We start from the raw sequence: 23,580 nt of genomic DNA on the forward strand, positions 1-23,580 counted from the left end.
TAAAATAGGGCAGCTTGGTACAAGGCCCCAATTATTCGAATCGCAAAACTTTAGTGAACAAGCCATGCAGAAGCAATTCGCACAGATGGTTGTTCCGATGGACCTTGACACTGTTCTGACACGCATCGAAAAAGTAGACGGGAAAAATCCCGAAGTGCAAAGGATCATGGCTGAAATTACAAAAGATGTTGATGTTTCAGAAAACCAGAAAAACGATATCGAAAACCTCGCAAAAGCAGAATACGGATTTCTAGGAATCGCCAAAGAACTTGATGTCGATTCGCTTGCAATCAACTGCTGGACAAGGGTTCAGGAGCGAATCGGAATTTCAGTTTGTTCTGTGATTGGCCGTTTAAATGAACGGGGAATGCTGACAGCCTGTGAAGTAGATGTTCCGGGTGCAGCAACCATGCATGCTATAAACAGCGCCGGGTTAAACATTACAGCCCCGCAATTCATCGACTGGACCGATTTGCATCCAACCGAGGAAAACGTTTGGCTGGCATGGCATTGTGGTAACGCTCCGCGCAGTATCTGTGCCAAAGATTGCAAACCCAAATTGGTAAGAAACGAACGAATGATACAATGGTGCCCCACCTGTCACGGTGCCCTCGAATTCCGCCTGAAACCCGGTCCGGTTACATGCGCCCGATTGGTCGAATACGACGGACAATTCAACATGTTCTATGGATCGGGCGAAGTAGTCGACATTCCACCATTCGTGAGAGGGGCCTATGGCTGGGTGAAAGTGAAAGATGTATTCGATTGGGAAAATAAAATGATTGAAAACGGGATCGTGCATCATGGCTCTTTAATTCACGATGCCAAAGTTGCCGACGCTTTGGAGTGGTTCTGTTATTTTCTTGGTATAAAGGGTGTCAGAGGCGCTTAATATTTTTTAATTAAACAGATTATGGGAAAAATGATTCGTATAACATTGGTCAAACCAGGGGAACTGGTAATAGACCAGACCGGTATTCCTAATCCCGGGAAAGATGAAATACTCTTAAAAGTGGAACGCTGCGGTGTATGCGGTTCTGATCCAACTATTTACAGGGGTTTGCATCCTTATGCAAAAAAACAACTGATCATGGGACATGAGTTTTCAGGTACCATTGAAGAACTTGGGGAAAACGTGAAGCATCTGAAAAAAGGGATTCGTGTAACCGCTATTCCTCATGTTGTCTGCGGAAAGTGCAAACCCTGCCAGACAGAAACCTACAATTTCTGCGAAGAATTGAAATGCATGGGAGCCGAGGCGGATGGAGCTCATGTTAATTATGTATGTGTGGATGCTAAAATGGTGCTTCCTATCCCCGATACGATGACCATGGATGATGCTGCAATGGTGGAACCTGCCTGTGTCGCCTATCACGGTGCGAAGCGCGGCGAAATAAAATCCGGCGATATCGCCCTTGTTGTCGGTGCCGGGCCTATAGGAATATTCGCCATGCAAAGTTGCAAGGTTCTCGGTGCCAAAAAAGTAATTATTGCCGATCTTGATGAATGGAGATTAAATCTGGCAAAAAAACTGGGTGCTGATGGAACAATAAATGTAAGGAAAGAAACACTCGAACAGGGATTAACGCGTCTTTTCGGCAATGCCAAAGACGTGGATGTATTCTATGATTGTGTTGGGGAAAAAGGAAAAGCATTTGATGAAATTCTCAAGATTGCCCGGCGCGGTACCCGCATTGTAATCATCGGCGTGCTACAGAACGAATACTGCATCCCGCACCTGCCCGATTTTGTTCAGCATGAATTAAGGATTTCCGGAACCACCATGTATGTTCCGCAGGATTACAAAGAAATGATTGACCTCATGGGAAAAGGGAAAATTTCCACGAAAGGGATGATCACTCACTATTTCAAAATCTCTGAAATAAAAGAAGTCTTCAAAATGATCGATAGCAGGAAAGAACCCTTTTTTAAAATAATGCTTACTTACGATTAACGAATATGAGCCTATTGGGAATAGATATTGGATCAAGTAGCTGCAAAGGCGTCATATTCAGCATTTCGGGAATTGAATTGGCAAGTGAAAGCCAATCCTACTCCACCGTAAACATTGGCCCATCAATGGTTGAGATAGATGCAATGGTATTCAGGGATGCAGCATTCAAGGTCATTCGTTTGCTGAGCGAACGGGTAAAGAATGATCCTGTTGAAGCCCTCGCCATCAGTTCTCATGGCGAAACAACCATACCCGTCGACAAAAATGGGAACACCACAGGCCCGGCGATAATGAATTCCGATAATCGTGCCGCGGGAGAAGCCGAATGGTGGGATAAAACATTTGGAAAAAAACGAATCTATAAAATCACCGGTGTTCCATTGCACGCCATGTTCTCCTTAAACAAGATCATGTGGATCAGAAAAAACAAACCAGAGATTTATGCAAAGACAGATAAATTCCTGAGTGTGGGCGATTACATTTTGACACAACTGGATTTGCTTCCATACACAGATTACTCGCTTGCTTCGAGAACTATGGCTTTTGATATCCACAACCATTGCTGGTCGGAAAAAATCCTGACACATTGCGACATTCCAAAAGAAAAATTCGGAATCCTTGCTGCATCCGGCACCCTTGTAGGCAGACTATCCAAAGAAATAGCATCACAGCTCGGATTAATGGAAGGAACAGTTGTAGCTTTGGGAGGACACGATCAGCCCTGTGGTGCATTGGGGGCTGGAGTGATTGCATCGGGTGACACTTCCGATTCCGCTGGCACTTACGAATGTCTTGTTGCTGTTTCAGACAAACCATACAATACGGATCAGGCTTATAAATATAATCTTAATTCATATTGTCATGTCGTTCCCAATAAGTATGTTACGCTGGCTTTTTTCCCGGCAGGCTTTATCATCAATTGGTTCATCAATCAGTTTTGCGAAAATGATAAAATGAATGCTGAAAAAGAGAACAATAACGTTTTTGACTTATTAAATAAGACAATTGAATCAATCACTGAGCCTACCGGGATTCTTGTGACTCCTCATTTAGTAGGATCCTGCAACCCGCACTGGGATGCTAATGCAACAGGGTCTATTATTGGATTGACTTCTTCATCGGATAAATATCATCTATACAAAGCAATCTTTGAAGGCCTTGCATGCGAGCTTGCAGAGAACATTTCGGCGTTGGAAGAAATAACAGGTAAAATTAAAAATGTTAGAATTTTTGGCGGAAATACCCGATCTGAATTTACACTAAAACTTCGTGCTGATATTGCAAACAAATCCTTTCAACTGCTTAGTCATCCCGAAGCTGTCTGTCAGGGAGCGGCAATGCTTGCAGGTATTGCAGCCGGTATTTACAAAAATGCTGAAGATGCCGTCAAACAAACCCTGCAATTAAAAAGCACCATTTCTCCCGATAAGGAAATGCATTTGAAATATAAAAAGCAATTAGATAAATACAAACTGATTTATTCATTATTGGCGAAAATAAGAAAAATATGAAAACAACATCAGGAAAAAAGCTAACAAGCAGAGACCGGGTAAAAAGAGTTTTCAATCATCAGGAAGCAGACAAAGTGCCAGTTGATTTCGGTGGAACCGTAGTTACCTGCCTTGATATTGAAGCGCATAAAAAATTGAAAAAATATTTAAATATTTTCGATGATAATGACACAATAATTGATTACACTATGGGTACTGTGGAGCCCTGCGACCAGCTTAAGAATCTCTTTGAATCGGATTTTCGCAGAATATCGCTAAATGTAATACCACCAGACATCATCAACAATACTTACTACGATGGTTTTGGAATGAAGCTGAAAAAAGCAGTGCCTCATGAATATTTTGATGTAATAGAGAATCCTTTAAGGGAAGCTAAAATAGATGATTTGGAGAGAATGCAGTTGCCTGATGCAAATAATCCTGCACTATATTATGGATTAAAGGATAAAGCGAAAGATCTTTTTGAGAACAGTAAGTATGCCATAGTTGCTGATTTTGGTGTTCCAGGATTCTACGAAACATCACAAAAATTAAGAGGTTACGAAAATCTCGCTTGCGATCTTCTGATGAATTTTGATTTTTTAAGATTCCTGTTCGACCGGTTACTGGAATTGCAGAAAACATTTTTCAAAAACTATATTGATCAGGTTGGGAAATATGCCCAGGTAATCTGCTATGCCGATGATTTAGGGATGCAGGATAGACCGCAAATGGATACTGAAACCTACAGGGAAGTCCTGAAACCTTACCACAGCGCTATTTTTAAATTCATCCATGAAAGAACCGATGCAAAGATCATGCTCCATTGCTGCGGTTCCATCATTCCATTGATTGACGATCTGATCGAAACAGGAGTGGATATTCTCAACCCGGTTCAGACCCGCGCAAAAGATATGGATCCTGCTCTTCTGAAAGAAAAATTTGGCGACAGGATAATTTTCTGGGGCGCTTTCGACGAACAATACACCCTTCCAAATGGAACAAAAAACGAAATCTATGCGGAGACAGAACGGCTGATGAAAACTTTGGGTAAAGACGGCGGTTATGTCTTCGGCCCAGGTCACAATATTCAATCGGATACCCCGGCTGAAAATATTGTTGCCATGTTTGAAGCGGCAAAAAAATATAGGATTTACCAATAATTAAAGAAAACCTATGAACAAGAAAAATAATTTCTCCTCGAAACCAAACAATTTGTATGTCTACATTATATCTATGGTAGCGGCGGTAGGCGGTTTTTTATTCGGATATGATATTTCTATCATATCGGGGGCAATCATTTTTATGAAACAAGAATTCAACCTGACAGGCGCCAACCTTGGTTTTGTTATGAGCAGCGCCCAAATAGGATGTGTGTTTGGCGCATTACTGGGAGGAACCATTTGCGACTTGTTTGGCAGGAAAAAAGCATTATTCTTCTCATCCATCTTATTTGGCTTATCAACAATTTTCACGGCAATTGCCCTTTCAATAGGAGTTTTCAATGTTTTTCGAATAATAGGTGGATTGGGAGTCGGCCTGGCCTCCATTGTATCTCCCATGTATATTGCAGAAATAGCGCCGTCTTCTATCAGGGGAAGGTTGGTTACGCTTAATCAATTTGCCATCTGTATAGGTTTGCTTTCAGCAATAATTGTGTCCTATTTTATGTCATTCAATCTCGGCTGGCGGTGGATGTTCGCCTCTCAAAGCATCCCTATCCTGTTTTTTATCGGAGGATTATTTGTCATACCGGAAAGTCCCAGGTGGCTGATCAAAAAGGACCGTAAAAAAGAAGCATACCTTGTCTTAAAAAGAATTAATGGTGAATCAGTTGCACAAACCGAAATGAAAGAAATAGAAGATTCTATTCAGTCTGAATCCGGTAAATTTTCTGAATTATTTCAGAAGGGCATCCGGCTTGCTTTGATAATTGCCGTATGCCTCGCATTTTTTTCGCAATGGAGTGGCGCTACACCAATGCTTCTTTACGCTCCGCTAATTTTCCAAAAGGCCGGATTTGTATATGCTTCTGATGCTATATTGCAATCTGTGATGTTGGCTGGCTGGTTGGTTCTTTGTACCATTTTTGCCTTGTGGCTGGTCGAAAGGGTTGGAAGAAGGCAACTTCTAATTGTTGGTACGCTGGCTATGGCAGTAGGAATGGTTTGTACCAGTTTATTCTTCTATTTTAAAATGAAGGGTATCTACCTCTTGTTGATGATGTTTCTATCAATAGGAGCCTATAGTGTTAGTTTGGCCCCTTTGGCATGGCTCATCATGGCAGAAATTTTCCCAACCCGGATCAGGGGTGTGGCCATGTCCATCGCTTCAGTAGTGCTCTGGGTTTCGACGGTTATGGTTAACCAATTGTTCCCTCCATTGTCCAATCTGTCGGAGAAAATATTTGGATCAGAATTTGGGATTTTTCTGATATACGCCCTTGTATGCGTGATAACATCCGTTTTTGTATGGTTTGTATTACCCGAAACAAAAGGGAAAAGCCTGGAGCAGATTTCCGCATTCTGGTTAAAGAAAATTCAAATTAAAAATATGGAAAAAGAGACGATTCCTGAGCAGAAACAGGCAATTAATGAATACATTGGTTAAAACAAATTGTTAGATTTAACTATATAGATCATATGAACGGAAGAGAGCGACTATTTAAGGCTTTACGTCATGAACCTACCGATCGTGTCCCGGTGGCTCCATTTACGTATTTCAACGCGATTTATGAAATGTTCGGGTATACGCCCAAAATCGCGACTTTTTTTAACCCGCCCGATTTTGACCCCATCGAAAAGTTTGTCGAATATTGTGATTATTTCGGCTTTGATGTCTTGCACGTATTGGGCAGTGTATGGGATATGTGGGGAGGAAATACGACCTTCGATCAGAGTCTTTTGAATAAAGATGAAAATTGGAATGTAACGGTTGCCGACCAGTACAATGGTGAAGATGAATTGCTGCGCACAGTCACTATTCGCACGCCGGGTGGTGTCTTGCGTCACGTTGAAAAGCATGACCGTACTTCTAAATATCTGATTGTTTCAGGAACTCAGGAGTACCTGATCAAGACCCCTGACGATTTCGAACTGTTGCGACGCTATGCACCGGCTGCTGATCGTATGGACACTAGTCTGATCCGTCGCGCCCGGCAAGCCACTGGTGATAAGGGCCTGGTAGATACCTGCACCTACGGTTCTTTCAATATATTGGGTTTATTCCGAAAACTTGAAGATATCCTGATCGACCCGATTCAGGATCCTGTTTTTTACCAGGAGATGGTAGATTACTTCCTGCCGCGCTTAATTGCGCGGGCGAAAAAGATGCTCGAAGCCGGAGCCGATATAATTGAAATTGGAGGGCATTGGTCAGGCCAGGTGGGACCGGACATCTTTCAAAAGTACATTTTGGAAAATGAGAATCGCCTGGTACGCGCAATACATGAGATGGGAGGACTCGTTATTTATCACAATTGCGGTGATGCTGCCCGTATCATGCATTATTACAATGATTTAGAAATTGATTGTTGGGGCTATTTGACACCCCCACCCTATGGGGACGTTGTACTCGAAGAGGCTCTGGCGGCGCTGCGCCCTACCTTGACATTGCGTGGCAACATTGACCAGTTGAATTTTTTGAAAACAGCTACTCCCCAACAGGTGCGTGAAAGGGTACGCCGGGTGTTGGAGACAGTTATGCCGCGTGGTAATTGGATACTTTCAACCACCGACTTCTGCTTCGATGACACACCCTACGACAATTTACACGCCATGGCCGATGCCTGCCGGGAATTTGGAAGCTACACTTAACAGAATAACATGCACGGAACAGGAACGGGCATGTTCTTATATTATACGTTAAATTTTTAATAATGGTGTCAATTACCCATTTGAAATATAAGAATAAAGAAAGCATTGTGCTTGAAAACAGCAGGATTCGTGCGGAATTTCTTCCTGAACCTGGAGGCAAACTGGCATCTTTAATCAGCAAAGAAAAAGGTTATGAATTTCTGGTTCAACGCGATGGCGCAACTTATCTTGATCAACCTTATGACGGTGTATATGTAAAAGGCGAATGCAGCGGAAATGACGATATGTTCCCGACAATAGATTTGTGCCACTATGGGAAAGAACCCTGGAAAGGAATCAAAATGGCTGACCACGGCGAAGTTTGGCCCTTGCCCTGGAATTACAAAATAAATAAAGACTCATTCAGCATGTGGGTAAAAGGCGTCCGGTTTCCGTATGAATTAAAAAAAAATATATCATTCACGAATGAAAACACATTGCGGATTGATTATGAATTAACGAACAATAGCGAATCTGATTTTGAATTCCTCTGGGCTGGTCATTTTATGATCAATATTGAAGAAAGTGCAAGGGTTATGGTACCAGATGACTGTACACAAACCGTTACTATTATAACTTCCGGCAACGGTAAATTTGGAGACATCAATAACTGGCCGGAAAATAAAGATAAAGATGGAAATAAATTCAGGGCCGATATCTGTAGACCATTAGATTCAAAGGGTTTTGAAAAATATTATTTCGTAAATAAATTGAAGAACGGATGGTGCGAACTTATTTATCCTGACAACAAAAAGAAAATAAAAATTTCATTTTCTGTTGATACAGTGCCATACCTTGGAATTCTGATGAATGAAAACGGATGGAATAATTTGTATAATATTTTTATTGAACCCTGCACCGTTTGCTATGACCGACCCGACGTGGCTAAAAAATACGGACAGATTAGTCATGTGCCGGCTTTGGGTAAATATAAATGGTATGTTAAAGTGAGCATTTGATTTAAAAATAAAATTATGAACTGGAGAGATTTTGATCTTACAAAAAGGTGCGAAAAAGTAACAAGGGCTTTTAATAGAGAAGAAGTGAAATCGCCGGAAGATGTTCCGGTGATAATTAATACACCTTGTTACTTCGAGTTTGCAAACAATCCGAGACAAACGGATTATTATTCAAATCCAGCCAGTATGGTGAAATTTCAGGAAGATGGGTTCTTAAAACATCTGTCATTAGTGAATGATGATACAATCCCATACTTTATGCCATGGTTTGGAACCGGAATTTTAGCAGCTTCTTTTGGATGTGAATATACGTTAGACTTTGGTGCTGGAAATGATCCCTCAGTCATCTCAACGTTAATAAATTCTCCTAAGGATGCCGCAAAAATGAAAATGCCTGATCCATACAAGGAAAAATGGATGTCATTGGTCTTGAAATTTATTGATTATGCAAAAGAAAATAGCGACTTACCAATTGGTCTGACAGACATGAATAGCCCACTTTGTACACTTCGTCAGCTGTGTGGTACGGAGGTTTATGTATGGATGTATGAGGAACCTAATTTGGTGAAAGATTTGATGGAGATAATTACTGAAACATTGATTAATTGGGTTAAGGTGCAAAAGAAGCATATTGGAGAGCCACTAGATGCAAGTAATGGATTGCAGGGTGTGTGGTCTCCAAAAGGAGTAGGGATATGGCTTTCTGACGATGACCTTGTGATGATTAGCCCCGAACATTATGAAGAATTTGTTGTCCCATATTATTCAAGAATCTTTGAAACCTTTGGTGGGGGTAGTATCCATTTTTGTGGAAATGGTTCACAAATGGGAGAATCCCTGTTGAAAATTAAAAATATTCGAGTAATAAACAATTCACCGCTTGGCAATTTCGATGCTTTTGAAAAATTATATAAGGCGATTGGTGGGAAGGTTACCATACAGCTGCAAGATTGCGCACCCATATTAATGGATGAATATTACGGCAAATTATTTGAAAGAGTAACTGATTTGCGAGGCATTATGCTCAGTTCATTCGTATTGGATACTTTGGGGATGGACGGCAACGGCGGATATGAATTCGTAAAATGGGATCCGCTGAAAACAGCTAACAACATCGTAAGTGCGGTTCGCAGAAGTGTCGAAAAAGTTATATCTAAAAGATACGATTTGGAATAATTGGATTTGGTTTGAGGGGCAGAGAGTTTTCAAGCTCTATTGCCCAATGGCGTCTAAAGAGTATTATTTTTAAAGCTTTTCGGACTATAACAATAAACTCAATAACTTATGCAAACACAAAGTAAAAATTTAAATTTTGAAGGATAATCTTTAAATAAAATAAATAAGAATGGAGATGCGTATTTGAAAGCGATTAAAATTGAATCTGGAAATAAATAAAAATAACGAGAAAAAAATGAAAACAACCTCACGTCGAAAATTTATAAACACATGAAGAAGCATTTAATTTATTTGATCATAATTCCGGTATTTTTTTGTTCCTGCAATTCACGAATGAAACCAGAAAATCCTTCTTCTGTAGCAGGAATCAAAATAGGATGGGCTTCCGCCGATATAACGCCGGCCAAGTCAGCGCTTCTCAGGGGACAATTTCATGCCCGTGTTTCTGAAGCTATTTTGGATCCGCTCACAGTAACGGCATTAGCCATAGAATCCGGTAAGGGCCAATCTTCCCAAAAAGTAATCATGGTCAGTTGCGATCTGATTAATATTAATGACTTTAATGAAGAAGGATCCAGTGATAATTTATTGGATAATGTAAGGAATCTGCTAAAAGAATCGTTACCTGAACTTCGGTCTGAACGGATATTCATGAATGCAACACATACACATACAGCTCCTTATCTCAATTCGTATATTGATTCGAAGAAAATTTATGGCATTGAGCTTGACGCTTTGTCGCCCTCAGCCTGCGTAAAATATATTTCCGAACGTATTGCAAAAGCAGCCCGAGAGGCATGGGAGAGTCGCAAACCGGGTGGAATAAGTTTTGGATTGGGCCAGGCTGTAGTAGGTCATAACCGTGTTGAAGTGGATTTCTCAGGGAACGCAATGATGTATGGCGGAACTAACAGACCAGTATTCAGCCATGTTGAAGGATATGAAGATCATTCTGTTAATTTGCTTTATACCTGGAATAATCAAAGAAAACTGACAGGCGTCGTAATAAACATAGCTTGCCCATCACAGGTTACTAGTGCTTTGTATAAGATAAGCGCCGATTTTTGGCACGATACGCGTAAAGAACTTAGTCAGCGTTTAGGTAAGGGTATTTATTTTTTACCACAATGCAGTTCAGCTGGTGATCAATCCCCGGATATGCTGGTCGGGAAAAAGGCGGAAGAACGGATGCAGCGTATAATGCAACGGGATAGCGCTATCGGAATTGACCTTCAACGTATGGAACAACGAAAACAGGTGGCAATCCGGATCGCTGATGCTGTTACTTCTGTCTTACCGTATATGAAAGAGAACATAGAATGGAACCCAGTGGTTGATCATCGTATGTCGGAAGTAAATCTTACCCGGAGGCATATTGGCATCAGTGAGGTAGACAGTGCCCTGAAAAAAGCAGCAGAATGGAAGATTAAGTACGAACAAATGTTACTTGAGATTAAAAAGAATCCCAGTATAAGGGAAAAGCCTCATTGGTATAAGGATGTTACCCAAACTTACAGAATGATGGAAAGAGGATACCTTGTCAAGGAACGTTACGAACTGGAGAAGAGGCAGCCTAAAATGGCGACTGAAATTCATGTTCTGCGAATAGGAGATGTCGTTTTTGCAACCAATCCTTTTGAACTTTATCTTGATTTTGGTATGCGCATAAAAGGGCGCAGCCCGGCAATTCAGACATTTTTGGTGCAGCTTAGCGGAAGTGGAACTTATCTGCCCTCGTCACGTTCAGTTGCCGGTGGGGCGTATGGCGCTGATCCTGCAAGTAATCTGATAGGCCCCGAAGGTGGTCAGGAGCTAGTTGAAAAAACGTTGGAGATGATTAATTCAGTATGGAAGTGAGAAAGTATTCAAAGCATTTTATGCAACCCAAGTGTTATAAGTTGAAAGCAAAATAGTTTTTAATAGAGTTCCTGTTTAATAGTTTTACTGACCATCATCTTGTTCAAGACGACAAAAAATAAATGTTGAAAATTTAAGAAGTGCCAGTAAAACGGAATAAAATACAATATAATAATTTACACGATGAATTCATTTACAAATCAGATGCGGTTTTTTAACCTTTTCAAAATGAGTCTGGCGTTGATAAGCCTTTGGTCTATTGGGGAACCGATACAAGCACAAATTGTCAATTCAAGTTGCATTGTTGACGTTTCAAAGCCAGGTGCCACAGTTGCCCCAATTTGCAGGGGCCAGCAAATTGAAGAATTCAATTACCAGATTCAGGGTGGTTTGTATGCCCAGTTAATTAATAATCCTTCCTTTGAGGAACTGAAAAATCCAATATCGAATTGGACTCTGGTAAAATCCGGATCCTCTAATGGCAACTTATTTAGTCAAACTTCCAGCGACACAGGTATGCTGAACAGCCATCAGGAACGCTGTATTAAACTTGAGGTTACTTCGGTGGCTTCGGGAAGTGTTGGGATGGCAAATAGCGGTTACTGGGGTATCAGATTGGACAACAAGACAAAATACAAAGTTTCGTTCTGGGCCAAATCGGGCCCTAATTTCGACGGAACCATAAAAGCAAAACTGGAAAGCAATGACGGTACGGTTTACGCAAATTCACCCGACTTTAAGCCAACTACAAATTGGCAGCATTTTACTTGTGAACTTACTACCAGCGGTATCACGAAAGTTAACGGCGCCAACCGTTTTGTATTGTATGCTTCAACAACAGGTGATCTGTTTTTCGATGTAGTTACCGTTATGCCTCCAACCTGGAAAAACCGTCCAAATGGCCTTCGTCCCGATTTGGCTGAAAAGATGGATGCTTTAAAACTCAAATATATTCAATTTCCGGGAGGCTGCACTGCTGAGTCTGCTACCATGGAGAAAAGTTGGAACTGGAAGAATTCAATCGGTCCCCTTGAGGAAAGACCCGGCTCTACAAGAAACCGCTGGTGGTATAAAAACGATCTTTATTTTGGTCTGGATGAATATTTTCAGTTGTGTGAAGATTTGGGAGCTGAACCGGTTTATGTTACTTCAGCCGGAATTGATGAAAGGCCTGATTTGCCGGAATGGTATGCCCTTTGTCCGATTGATAAAATGCAACCCATCATTGACGATATTTTGGATTTGCTGGAATATTGCAATGGATCAACTTCAACAGTGTGGGGAGCAAAACGCGCTGCAAACAGCCATCCGAAACCTTACAATCTGAAATACATTGAAATAGGCAATGAAAATGGGTGGACCTCCGCAAATGACTATAGTCCTCGTTATGCGATGATCCACGATTCAGTATTGGCACATTATCCTAACATGAAGATCATGTGGAATGGCAACCTTCAGAATAATCTATTTTCTCATACTTACGGGAATTCGGTTGATTTTACTGATGAACATTTCTACCTGAAAGATCTGTCAGTTTTATACAATAAATACGACAGCATCGATCCGGCCTGCAAAAAAATATGTGTTGCCGAATATGCAACCTCTATCAAAGGAAATGGAGGGGACATAATAGGCAATTTTGGAGATGCACTTGGGGACGCTGCCTTTATGCTGGGGTGTGAGAAGAATTCTGAACGTATGTGGTGGACCGGATATGGAAATTATGCCGGGCTTGTCGGTCATGGCAATTTTGGGCCATGTATTGTATGGAACGATGCAGTTTCTTGCTTTGCATCCCCTTCCTATTACATGCAGAAAATGCTGTTTACCGATAACCAGGGAACTCACATTTTGCCTTTCACCCAAAATAAGGGGAATTGCTTGTGGTCAACGTCACTTGATACGCAATCCGGCAAAAATGATGTCCTTTTGAAAGTTGTCAACAACAAAGGCACGGCCGAAACAGTAAATATTATTTTAAAAGGGGCAAATAAAGTTAAATCAGTCGGACATTCTGCTGTTTTAACAGGCCTGCTGGATGCTGAAAACTCAATTTCAGAACCGACCAAAGTTGTACCGTCGGCAGGCACATTTACTGCCGGAAGTAGTTTTACTTATACTTTCCCTGGTAATTCGGTTAATATTCTCAGGATTGAATTATTAAAATAAACAGCAAAACTAAATATTTAAAAAGTTCCCTTAAAACTAAATCACATATGAGTCGAACGCACTTTATTATATAAATTAACAGTAACCTCAAATGAAATATCCATGAGAATATGTTCACACCAACCGAAAATGAATATGTGGGTATTCCATGCGACCATTAAAAAACAAATTATATACGCATGAAACATAACTTTACAGTAATTGCTATTTTGTTTTGCTGTGCTATTATCTTTAGCTGCAAGCCAAACAAAACATTTACAAAAGAAGAAATTTCCCTTATCCCGCAGGTTCAGAAGATGACCTTGGGTGAATCCAGTTTTAAGTTTAGTAAAACTACCGAGCTGATTGTTGAGAATAGTGACCAGGAAGCTATTGCCGGTCAGCTGGCCATTTTATTCGAAAAAGCGGCCGGATGGAAACTCCGGATTAAGCTGGGAGGCCACAGAGGATCGAATCAGGTTTATTTCAAAACCGAACAGTCATTGTCCGATGAAGGTTATATGCTGGAGGTCCGGAAAAACCGTATCGAAATAAAGGCGGCAAAAGCAGCAGGCTTCTTTTATTCCATACAAACCTTACGGCAATTGCTTCCTGTCGAAATCGAAAACAGCCGGAAACAGGAAAAAGTCGACTGGCTGGTACCGGCCATTAGTATTTCTGACAACCCTTCTTTTAAATGGCGGGGCTATATGCTCGATGTTTCGCGTCATTTCTTTCCGAAAGAAGATGTATTTCGAATGATCGACAACCTGGCCCTTCACAAAATAAACACACTTCATCTGCATCTGGTTGACGATCAGGGATGGCGCATTGAGATAAAAAAATACCCCAGACTCACCGAAATAGGAGGCTGGCGTGTTGACCGCGAAGACAAAAACTGGAACTCGCGACCTAAACAGGAAGCCGGGGAAAAAGCAACATATGGTGGTTTTTATACCCAGGACGATATCAAATCCATTGTTGCCTATGCCCGAAGCCGTTACATCACTGTAGTTCCGGAAATTGAAATGCCTGCACACGTAACCTCGGCCCTGGCTGCCTATCCCCAGTTTTCATGCACAGGCGGTCCGTTTACTGTTCTACCCGGAGGCGTTTGGCCTGTTACTGATATCTATTGTGCCGGTAAGGACTCAACCTTTCTGTTTATCGAAGATATACTGAGCGAAGTCATCGAATTATTCCCATCTAAGTACATCCATATTGGAGGCGATGAAGCTACCAAAACTGAATGGGAAAAATGTCCGAAATGCAAAAAACGGATCAAAACCGAAAGTCTGAAAAATGTAGGTGAACTTCAAAGCTATTTCATCAAACGCATCGAAAAGTTCATCAATTCGAAAAACAAGGTTTTGCTTGGTTGGGACGAAATTCTGGAAGGTGGTCTCCCTCCGCAAGCAACGGTGATGAGTTGGCGTGGAATTCAGGGAGGGATCGATGCTGCCAATCAGGGGCATGATGTAGTGATGACTCCGACTTCAGAATGCTATTTTGATTATTATCAGGGACCTAAAGATCAGGAACCCCCTGCAATTGGAGGATATTTGCCAATGAGAAAGGTTTACGAATTCAATCCGGTTCCTCGGGAGTTGGATGCCTGGGCTGCCAAACATATTCTGGGTGGTCAAGCCAACCTGTGGACAGAGTATGTTCCGAATATCAAACATGCAGAATACATGACTTTCCCACGTATCGCAGCGATGTCTGAATCATTGTGGAGTTCAAGGGAGGTCAGAAACTGGGAAGATTTTTCCCATCGTATTCAGATGTTCATGAAAAGATATGACCAGATGGGGATCAACTATTGCAAAAGTGCTGTTAAATGATATCAGCAAATAAAAACACCCTGGCAAAGCTTAATTTTAAGAAACATGCCATTTAAACAACAAGCTATTCGGGGTTACCTTCTCCGTCATAAACGGTGGGGCATTGTGGTATTGTTGTTTTTCACTGCGGTAGTGAATAACTTCGACCGACTGTCACTCTCCATCCTGGCGCCCACACTCAAAAAGGCCATGGGATTTGGATCGGTGGAGTATTCATATATCGTGACCTCATTTCTTGTCGCTTACACGATTGGTTATACCTTTTCAGGAAAAATACTCGACCAAGTTGGGGTCAGGATTGGATTGGCTGTTGCACTTGGATTCTGGTCGATGATAAGTATGTTCCATGCATTGGCATGGGGTTGGATTTCGCTGGTTGTGTTTCGATTTTTGCTGGGTCTGGGGGAGAGTTTCAACAGCCCGGCCGGAGTTAAGGCTGTCGCTGAATGGATTCCAACACGTGAGAGGGGTTTGTCCATGGCGGTATTCTCTAACGGTAATGTAGTAGGGGCACTACTGGCTCCTCCAATAATTGCTCTCCTGACTTTGCATTTTGGTTGGCGCTGGGGTTTTATTTCCACGGGCGTGTTCGGCATCATCCTGCTAATTTTCTGGTGGCGTCACTATTATTCACCTGAATCACACCCACGCCTGCTGCCCGAAGAACGAACAATCATCCTCGGGCAGCGCGGTTCATCCGGATCAGCATCAAAGGGACTTTCGATGTGGCAACTCCTGCAGCATCCACTTTGTATTGGTTTTATCACGATACGTTTTCTTACCGATTCGATCACATTCTTCTTCGCATTCTGGTTTCCTGACTATTTGCAGAACGCCCGGGGTTTTTCTCTTGCTATGGTGGGATTGATTGCATGGATACCTTTTCTGGCTGCTGATATTGGAGGACCGGGTGGAGGTGCACTCTCCGATTGGCTGATCCGGCGCGGATGGCCATCCTTCAAGGCCCGACGTACGCTGATGTTGGTCTCTGCCTGTTTGTCACCATTGGCATTGGTGGCCGTGCGTACAGATAGCATCTGGTTATCGGTTGGGCTGATTGCCGTGTTACTGGCTTCTCAGGCCTGCTGGATGTCTAACCAACTGACATTGATTTCGGAAAGCATCAATCGTGAGAACCTGGCAACCCTGCTGTCGCTGACTGCCATTGGAGGAAGCCTTGGTGGCATTGTCACCACCCTGATTGCGGGTAGGTTGATCGCTTCCGTTGGATATATACCAGTTTTCACCGGAATCGGGTTATTACACATGACAGCTTTTATCATTCTCATATTAACTGTGCGAAAGACCGGCAGTGTGCTGACTTTTCACAAGACAACTTCCAAGGCGAATTCGGACACAACCTTGTCAAACTAATACCAACATATATCATGGATATGACTTCTTTAAAAACATCCCGAAACTTAACGAATTATGATGTTGTGGTCGTTGGAGCGGGTGCTGCCGGCGTGACTGCCGCAGCTGCCGCAGCCAAATTTGGTAAAAGCACCCTTCTCATTGAATCGGGTTCTGTTCCCGGTGGCGAATTGATCAGCGGGATACCGGTTGACGGAGCAGTTAATGCCCGTGGAGAATGGATTATGGGCGGAATTGGCCGTGAACTGTTCGACGAATGTACCCGTTTGGGCGGCTACATCGGGCGGGTCAATGATCATCGCCTCATCTACTATGTAGCGTTTGATCCGGAAATTATGAAGATTGCCATTGTCAGAGTTTTAAATCGATATGGGGTTGATCTTTTGCTGCATAGTTTTGTATGTGGGGTCAATGCAACAGCAGGTCGGGTCTACTCACTGACTGTCATGAATAAATCAGGGCTTACCGAAATTCAATCCGGTGTATTTCTCGACTGTTCCGGCGATGGCGATCTATCTGTGTTGTCCGGTGCATCATTTGTTAAAGGAGGTGGTGCGGGTGCGTTTCAACCCGTATCGCTGATGTTTCGGCTTAGTGGTGTGGAAACGGAGCCTTTGCTGGATTTTGCTCGTAAGAACCCTGAATCTTTGGCGCTTGGTGAAAGTGAAACGATGCGTGCCGGACGAACCGATGTGGAACTCGCCGAGTCGCTTTACCGGCAAGGGCAACCTGCTGTATTTCTCAAAGGAAATGGCCCACTCATGGGCGATGCAATCCGTAAGGGCGACCTTTTCCCTACAGCGCTCATAATGATCCAGCCTACATCCAAGGCGCGCAAAGAGGTTTGCCTTAATGCCACCCGGGTTGCGAACATCGACGCGACCGACACTGCTGCACTCTCCGGTACACTTGGAATACTGATGGAACAGGTTCTGCAATGCACTGAATTTATGAGAACCCATGTGCCAGGTTTTCAGGATGCAACCCTTGCTGCAACCGCTCCACGTCTGGGCATTCGCGAAACCCGGCGGATAGTTGGAGAATACTCCCTTACCGGATCTGAAGTCCTCGAAGGAAAGAAGAGTACTGAAGGCGTAGCCAAAGGCTGTCATCATGTAGACATCCACCAGGACGGAACAGGGCAGATTCGCATTCCGGTAGCAAACGGCGGATCTTACGATATCCCTTGGGGTTGTCTTTTGCCGAAAGGGTTGGGCAATGTACTTGTGGCAGGGAGATGCGTTTCTTCTGACCGCGATGCTAACGGATCACTTCGTGTAATGGGGTCATGTATGGGCATGGGACATGCTATCGGGATCGCTGCGACTCTGTTGCAACAGGGACAAGATGTCCGCGAACTTCCCATCAAAGTCCTAAGGGAAGCATTACGGCATTCTGGTGTCATTCTTGACGGAGTTTACTAGCAGGACAAAGATAAAGTTCATTCTTTCTAACCCGATAGCAAATAACCAAAATTTATGCACATTGTAGTAGTTCCCGACTCGTTTAAAGAATGTTTATCGGCAACCAAAGTAGCAAAGGCCATTTCTGAGGGCATAAGGCTTGTAGTTCCTGATGCTGAAATCACCAGCATCCCTTTTTCCGATGGGGGCGAAGGTCTTGTAGAGGCATTGATATCAGCAACTAATGGAAAGCTGATTAAGACGCCATCAGTCGATGCCTTGAACCAACCAATTCAATCATTCTACGGAATGCTAGGCGATGGTAAAACTGCTGTGATCGAAATGGCGGCGGCTTCTGGCCTCGAATTGATTCCTCCGGTACAGCGAGATCCGTTAACTGCCTCGACTTACGGAACAGGACTGCTCCTGAAAGCTGCGATAGAAGCAGGCTATACCCAAATTGTCATTGGCATTGGCGGAAGTGCAACCAACGACGGGGGTGCAGGAATGGCACAAGCCCTCGGGTTCAAACTTCTGGATTTACACGGAAACCCAATCGGATTTGGAGGTGGCTTATTGGGAGAACTTCATTCTATTGACAGTTCAGAAGTTCAGGACCAATTACGAAACGTGAAAATTATAGTAGCCTGCGATGTGGAGAATCCGCTTTTAGGGACTTCCGGCGCAACTCGTGTTTACGGTCCACAAAAAGGCGCAACTCCAGAAATGCTCGAAACGCTCGAAAAAAACCTGACCCATTTTTCTCAAATTCTGCAGAAAGAATTCGGGAGTAATTTTGCTGAAATTCCAGGAGCAGGTGCTGCGGGTGGTTTGGGTGCAGGCTTGATGGCATTCTGCAACGCCCGGATAGTTTCAGGATTTGAATTGGTTAATCAACTCACCAATCTGGAAGAACAAATAAGCAAAGCATCGTTGGTTTTTACTGCTGAAGGTAAAATTGATTCGCAGACGCCATATGGCAAAACCGTTAGCGGTATAGCACAGATTGCGAAAAAGTATCAAGTGCCAGTTATTGCTCTGGCCGGAATGGTGGAGGGAGGATTGGACCTTCTCCATGAAAATGGAATAACTGCTGTTTTTGCAATTGGGGACAAACCAATGAGCCTTAAAAAATCCATATCGTGTGCAGCAGGATTGCTGACTAAAGCCACGGAGCAAATCATGAGGACATTACAGTTTTTCGGCAGACCTTAGTTAATTAATAAAAAATATCTCATTATGGCTAAATTTTTAGGATTTTTGTTTGGTTCCATTATGCTTCTGGCGGTTATTCAAAGGAAGGTCACCCTCAATTCAAGGTTTGGCTTCCGCAATTGTTCAATCCAGGAAAATTACCGGAATAGATGAGTTTTGGAAATTTGGTTAATTAAATGATTCAATGAAAACGATTGTTCCCTATCTAAATAAAAAACTCAAAAATTAGATATCGAAACCATGTAACGAATAACTTTATTTTTACTATTCTCAGTTTCCCTGCGTCAGTTCCGTATATGATAAAAGCATGGATTTCAAAAATGAATTTCACACTCCGAAAAATACCATAATATAGATTGATTTCCTGCCCATGCATACAATAAACATCCGATTGAAACTTTCTGTAAATAATTTTTTATTCTTTATAAGTCAGTAACATTTTTATCTGAGCCTATCGAAGGCTTAGGTAGTCTAACACATTAAAATCAATGAACTCAAGAGAACGTGTATTGAAAGCCTTAAAACGGTTGTCCGGATTGCCCGACCGGGTCCCTGTCCAATTTGACCTTTGTAAACAACTGTCCGACCATTTCGGAAAAGAGTTGGGTATTCCGGTCCATTATACCGAGAATCTTTATGAAGATGTGACCTACCGCATTAGCGCCAATGAAATACGGCTTGCCTTGGGCAGCGATGTTGTGGTTATAGGTGCATCCGTTTCGGATGATTACCGTATATTGAAAGATGACAATGGCACCTGGCTCAATGAATACCAGATGCGGATGCGCCAGGGGGATGTTTATGTGGAAGTGCTTGAATATCCGTTGGCCCATGTTGAAACGAAGGCTGACATTGATGCTTACCGATTTCCCGATCCGGATGCACCCGGCCGTTTTCGGGACGCTGAAGCATTGGTGAAAAAATACAAAAACGATTACCTGATTATTGGGGATATCGAAGTGACCATTTTTTCCCTGGCACAGCAGTTGGTGGGCATGGAGAAACTACTGGTCGACATGATGATGGAAACCGAATATGTGGTTCCATTGTTTGAAGCCTGTGCAGAGTTTCAGTGCCGGATCGGCTTGCGTTTGATTGACATAGGGGTAGATGCCATTTGGGTTGGGGATGATTTTGGCACACAGGCCAGTCTCATAATGTCACCGGAAACTTTTCGTGAGCAGCTAAAACCTCTCTACAAAAGAATGATCGACCGTTTCAAGGAAGCCAAGCCAGATATTATCCCTATCCTTCATTGTGACGGTGCTGTGGCCGAATTGCTCGACGACATCCGGGAGATCGGGTTCGAAGTGTTTAACCCAGTTCAGCCTGGTGTTCCGGGGCATTTGCCACAAGATATGAAGGATAACTTTGGCGAAAAGTTTGCTTTCTGGGGCGCTATCGATCAACAGGATCTGTTACCCAATGGAAGTGATGAAGAGCTGGAACGCGACATCATCGAAAAAATTAGCATCCTTGGTAAAGGTGGAGGTTACATGATTGCCCCGGCGCATATTATCCAACATGACGTATCACCTGAAAGGGTGCTGAAGTTTGTCGAACTGTGTAAAAAGCATAGTGCCTATCATAATTAGTACGCTGGATTGGCACGAACAGATAAAAAATATCTAATCAAACTATAATAGCTTACAAAATAGGCAACGCAGGGGCAAGTCCCATATTGACCTAGCCGATGAAGATCCCGATTTGGATTCCGGCTTTTCTGAAAACAACTGCTATTGGGCCAATGCGGATAATGATGGAACGAAGGACCTTTATATTAGTACTCGTGCAGAACAAATTATTTTAGAATGAATAAACAATTGGTAATTTTTATTTATGCTACTGCCGGTAATTCAAAGGAAGGTCACCCTCAATTCAAAGTTTGGCTTCTACAATTATTCGATCCACGAAAAACAGCAGAATAGAAGTATTTTTATATGAATATGACTTAAATGGCTGGTTTTTTTATTTCGTTAATTCTTTTTTTTTACAATAAAAATTAAATTGTGAAAATAAATCTTTCGTTAGCACTTATTCTTTTAGCCGTTTTAGCAGCCTGCAACTCGGGCAAAAAGGCTAACCCAGATACAGAAAAGATTACAGTAGCAGCCTATTATTTTGCAAATTATCATACCGACGATCCCCGGAACATCATAAACAAGGGTGCCGGATGGTCGGAATGGGAGCTTGTAAAAGCGGCCCAGCCAAGATTCCCGGGGCATCATCAACCCAATGTCCCGTTGTGGGGTTATGTGGATGAAAAAGACCCAAAGGTAATGGCAAAGAAAATTGATGCCGCGGCAGATCATGGGATTGACTGCTTTATCTTCGACTGGTACATGTACGAAGATGGTCCTTTCCTGAACCGCTGCATCGACGAAGGTTTTCTGAAAGCGCCTAACTGCGAACGAATTACATTCGGGCTCATGTGGGCAAACCACGACTGGGTCGATATTCACCCTTATTCACGTGGGGCAGCACAAAAATTACTTTACCCCGGCAAAGTTTCCCCCAAACGATTTGATGAGATATGCGATTTCATGATCAAAGAATATTTCACCAAACCGAATTACTGGAAAATAGATGGCAAAGCCTATTTTTCAGTGTACGATGTGCAGAAATTTGTAGAAGGATTTGGCAGCCTGGAAGCTACAAAAGCTGCGATGGATAGAATGCGTGAAAAAGCCGTTGCTGCCGGATTAAAAGGTGTTCACTGGAACCTGGTTGCCTGGGGAAACCCCATTCTTCCGGTTGAGAAGGCGCCGTCAAATACGCCCGAACTGATTAAAATGCTGGGGTTCGATTCGGCTACTTCTTATGTCTGGATTCATCATACAGAATTACCCGATACACAAACAGATTATAATTGGGTGAGGGACCGGTATTTCTCACATTGGGACAAAGCAAAAACAGAATATGGAGTCCCTTATTTTCCAAACGTTTCGATGGGTTGGGACCCTACACCGCGATGCGACCTGAAATCGGAATGGGCGAATGTCGGTTATCCTTTTATGAATACAATCGGTAACAATACTCCTGAAAATTTTAAGAAAGCATTACAAATGACAAAGGATAAATTACTGTCCGATCCGAATGGGCCACGCATCATGAACATCAATTGCTGGAACGAATGGACAGAAGGAAGCTACCTGGAACCTGACACGGTAAATGGAATGAAGTATCTGGAGGCTGTAAAAGAGGTATTTAAAGAGTCCTTAAAATAGATCTCCCCGCCAACGCATCGTATTTAAGACCAATGATTCGGGTTCGAAAATGAACCTACATTAAAAAGGGGCAAAAATTTAATTTTTTGTTCCGGTAATTCTCCATATTTATCTTCGGTGAATACAAAAGCCCTTTTAATATTTGAAAATGTATGCAACAAGAGATGAAGGCTTTTTAAACTTCCCGATTTACCACTTTTTACTTCAATGGGTATTATTTCACCCTCCTTTTCAATTAAATAATCTGTTTCAGCACTACTCCCCCTTGCTTCTCTGCTCCAATAGAACAAATTTTCACTCACTGCACGGAGTTCCTGTCCTGCAAACTGTTCAGCAAGTTTTCCGTTGTAAGCTGCATTAAGATTTTGTTTTTGTATCATTTTATCGGAATAATAACCACATAAATTCGACAGTAACCCAATATCCAGAAAAACAGTCTTGAATTTTTTCTCCGAAATACTGGACCCAAGCGGGACACCGGATGGTGAAGCAGCAACTACTTTGGTAAACAACCGGGCTGTTTCCAATAATTCGAAAGCTTTCTTAATGGTTGGGTTTGTATAACTATCATCCAGACCAGCATATTTTATTTGTTCTCCTGTTTTACGGGCGACAGAACTTAAAACGGAATTCAGGCACCTTTTGTCTGAATGTCCAGCATATTTTGAAAAATCCTGCCTTAGTGAGGCAATTAAATCAGTCTGGATATTGATGGCTTCAATAAAACTCCCAGTGTTCACAAATGCTGCAACACACTCCGGCATCCCTCCAACAACAAAATATTTATACATTTCATCATTTACCATAGCAATTATTGCATCAGACAACTGATTTTCCGCCTGCATAATTTTTTCAGCCATCAGCTCTTTCCCATTAGCGAGTAAAAATTCCTCAAAAGTCATGGGGTGCATAAATAACATCTGCAACCTCCCAACAGGGAATGAAATATCCTTCAATGCAAATTCCAACAGTGAACCAGCTGCAATTAGATGCAATTCGGGATTTTCCTCATAAAAATAACGCAATGCCATAATGGCCTTTGGACATTCCTGAATTTCATCAAAAAAGAGAAGGTCGTT

Annotated in this window: 17 protein-coding genes; 16 read left to right on the forward strand and 1 reads right to left on the reverse strand. The window is 42.4% G+C overall.

Going from position 1 to position 23,580, the window contains the following annotated elements; genetic code table 11:
* The 16 genes from M0R21_12095 to M0R21_12170 form a co-directional block, all read left to right on the forward strand.
* Positions 1-892, forward strand: an 892-nt coding sequence (locus tag M0R21_12095; GenBank protein MCK9618561.1) for a hypothetical protein, incomplete at its 5' end; no start/stop codon positions are given.
* A gap of 21 nt (positions 893-913) precedes the next feature.
* The gene (locus M0R21_12100; protein ID MCK9618562.1) at positions 914-1,954 is read left to right on the forward strand and encodes an alcohol dehydrogenase catalytic domain-containing protein; all 1,041 of its coding nucleotides are present in this window, start codon (positions 914-916) and stop codon (positions 1,952-1,954) included.
* 5 nt (positions 1,955-1,959) lie between these two features.
* Positions 1,960-3,465: an FGGY family carbohydrate kinase gene (locus tag M0R21_12105; protein MCK9618563.1), complete on the forward strand. Its 1,506-nt coding sequence runs from the start codon at positions 1,960-1,962 to the stop codon at positions 3,463-3,465.
* On the forward strand, positions 3,462-4,607 hold the full coding sequence (locus M0R21_12110) for a hypothetical protein (GenBank protein MCK9618564.1): 1,146 nt from the start codon (positions 3,462-3,464) through the stop codon (positions 4,605-4,607). Before M0R21_12105 ends, M0R21_12110 begins: the two co-directional genes overlap by 4 nt.
* 13 nt (positions 4,608-4,620) lie before the next feature.
* Positions 4,621-6,054: a sugar porter family MFS transporter gene (locus M0R21_12115; GenBank protein ID MCK9618565.1), complete on the forward strand. Its 1,434-nt coding sequence runs from the start codon at positions 4,621-4,623 to the stop codon at positions 6,052-6,054.
* A 32-nt stretch (positions 6,055-6,086) separates the two neighbouring features.
* Positions 6,087-7,259: a hypothetical protein gene (locus M0R21_12120; protein MCK9618566.1), complete on the forward strand. Its 1,173-nt coding sequence runs from the start codon at positions 6,087-6,089 to the stop codon at positions 7,257-7,259.
* 62 nt (positions 7,260-7,321) lie between these two features.
* Positions 7,322-8,257: a hypothetical protein gene (locus M0R21_12125; protein ID MCK9618567.1), complete on the forward strand. Its 936-nt coding sequence runs from the start codon at positions 7,322-7,324 to the stop codon at positions 8,255-8,257.
* Positions 8,258-8,272: 15 nt separating this feature from the next.
* Positions 8,273-9,433: a hypothetical protein gene (locus M0R21_12130; GenBank protein ID MCK9618568.1), complete on the forward strand. Its 1,161-nt coding sequence runs from the start codon at positions 8,273-8,275 to the stop codon at positions 9,431-9,433.
* A 270-nt stretch (positions 9,434-9,703) separates the two neighbouring features.
* Positions 9,704-11,290 (forward strand): hypothetical protein, encoded by a 1,587-nt coding sequence (locus M0R21_12135; GenBank protein MCK9618569.1) that lies wholly within the window; start codon positions 9,704-9,706, stop codon positions 11,288-11,290.
* A 183-nt stretch (positions 11,291-11,473) separates the two neighbouring features.
* On the forward strand, positions 11,474-13,459 hold the full coding sequence (locus M0R21_12140) for a carbohydrate binding domain-containing protein (protein ID MCK9618570.1): 1,986 nt from the start codon (positions 11,474-11,476) through the stop codon (positions 13,457-13,459).
* A 179-nt stretch (positions 13,460-13,638) separates the two neighbouring features.
* Positions 13,639-15,282, forward strand: a complete 1,644-nt coding sequence (locus M0R21_12145) for a beta-N-acetylhexosaminidase (GenBank protein ID MCK9618571.1) — start codon at positions 13,639-13,641, stop codon at positions 15,280-15,282.
* Between the two features lie 45 nt (positions 15,283-15,327).
* Complete coding sequence (locus tag M0R21_12150; GenBank protein MCK9618572.1) at positions 15,328-16,656, forward strand: MFS transporter; 1,329 nt, start codon at positions 15,328-15,330, stop codon at positions 16,654-16,656.
* Between the two features lie 20 nt (positions 16,657-16,676).
* The gene (locus tag M0R21_12155; GenBank protein ID MCK9618573.1) at positions 16,677-18,080 is read left to right on the forward strand and encodes an FAD-dependent oxidoreductase; all 1,404 of its coding nucleotides are present in this window, start codon (positions 16,677-16,679) and stop codon (positions 18,078-18,080) included.
* Positions 18,081-18,134: 54 nt separating this feature from the next.
* Entirely contained in the window at positions 18,135-19,274 is a 1,140-nt protein-coding gene (locus tag M0R21_12160) for a glycerate kinase (GenBank protein MCK9618574.1), read from the forward strand.
* Positions 19,275-19,762: 488 nt separating this feature from the next.
* Positions 19,763-20,869 (forward strand): hypothetical protein, encoded by a 1,107-nt coding sequence (locus tag M0R21_12165; protein MCK9618575.1) that lies wholly within the window; start codon positions 19,763-19,765, stop codon positions 20,867-20,869.
* A 414-nt stretch (positions 20,870-21,283) separates the two neighbouring features.
* Positions 21,284-22,501: a glycoside hydrolase family 99-like domain-containing protein gene (locus M0R21_12170; GenBank protein MCK9618576.1), complete on the forward strand. Its 1,218-nt coding sequence runs from the start codon at positions 21,284-21,286 to the stop codon at positions 22,499-22,501.
* A gap of 23 nt (positions 22,502-22,524) precedes the next feature.
* Here M0R21_12170 and M0R21_12175 read toward each other — a convergent pair.
* The coding region (locus tag M0R21_12175) for a DUF4143 domain-containing protein (GenBank protein MCK9618577.1) at positions 22,525-23,580 on the reverse strand (1,056 nt) is incomplete at its 5' end.

Source organism: Lentimicrobiaceae bacterium (assembly GCA_023227965.1).
Lineage (GTDB): Bacteria > Bacteroidota > Bacteroidia > Bacteroidales > JALOCA01 > JALOCA01.

Excerpts from the sequence above, each read along its gene's own strand:
- M0R21_12130 (MCK9618568.1), top strand. The coding sequence starts at position 8,273 with ATGAACTGGAGAGATTTTGATCTTACAAAAAGGTGCGAAAAAGTAACA.
- M0R21_12110 (MCK9618564.1), top strand. The coding sequence starts at position 3,462 with ATGAAAACAACATCAGGAAAAAAGCTAACAAGCAGAGACCGGGTAAAA.
- M0R21_12105 (MCK9618563.1), top strand. The coding sequence starts at position 1,960 with ATGAGCCTATTGGGAATAGATATTGGATCAAGTAGCTGCAAAGGCGTC.
- M0R21_12140 (MCK9618570.1), top strand. The coding sequence starts at position 11,474 with ATGAATTCATTTACAAATCAGATGCGGTTTTTTAACCTTTTCAAAATG.
- M0R21_12100 (MCK9618562.1), top strand. The coding sequence starts at position 914 with ATGGGAAAAATGATTCGTATAACATTGGTCAAACCAGGGGAACTGGTA.
- M0R21_12125 (MCK9618567.1), top strand. The coding sequence starts at position 7,322 with ATGGTGTCAATTACCCATTTGAAATATAAGAATAAAGAAAGCATTGTG.
- M0R21_12115 (MCK9618565.1), top strand. The coding sequence starts at position 4,621 with ATGAACAAGAAAAATAATTTCTCCTCGAAACCAAACAATTTGTATGTC.
- M0R21_12135 (MCK9618569.1), top strand. The coding sequence starts at position 9,704 with ATGAAGAAGCATTTAATTTATTTGATCATAATTCCGGTATTTTTTTGT.
- M0R21_12155 (MCK9618573.1), top strand. The coding sequence starts at position 16,677 with ATGACTTCTTTAAAAACATCCCGAAACTTAACGAATTATGATGTTGTG.
- M0R21_12150 (MCK9618572.1), top strand. The coding sequence starts at position 15,328 with ATGCCATTTAAACAACAAGCTATTCGGGGTTACCTTCTCCGTCATAAA.
- M0R21_12145 (MCK9618571.1), top strand. The coding sequence starts at position 13,639 with ATGAAACATAACTTTACAGTAATTGCTATTTTGTTTTGCTGTGCTATT.
- M0R21_12165 (MCK9618575.1), top strand. The coding sequence starts at position 19,763 with ATGAACTCAAGAGAACGTGTATTGAAAGCCTTAAAACGGTTGTCCGGA.
- M0R21_12160 (MCK9618574.1), top strand. The coding sequence starts at position 18,135 with ATGCACATTGTAGTAGTTCCCGACTCGTTTAAAGAATGTTTATCGGCA.
- M0R21_12120 (MCK9618566.1), top strand. The coding sequence starts at position 6,087 with ATGAACGGAAGAGAGCGACTATTTAAGGCTTTACGTCATGAACCTACC.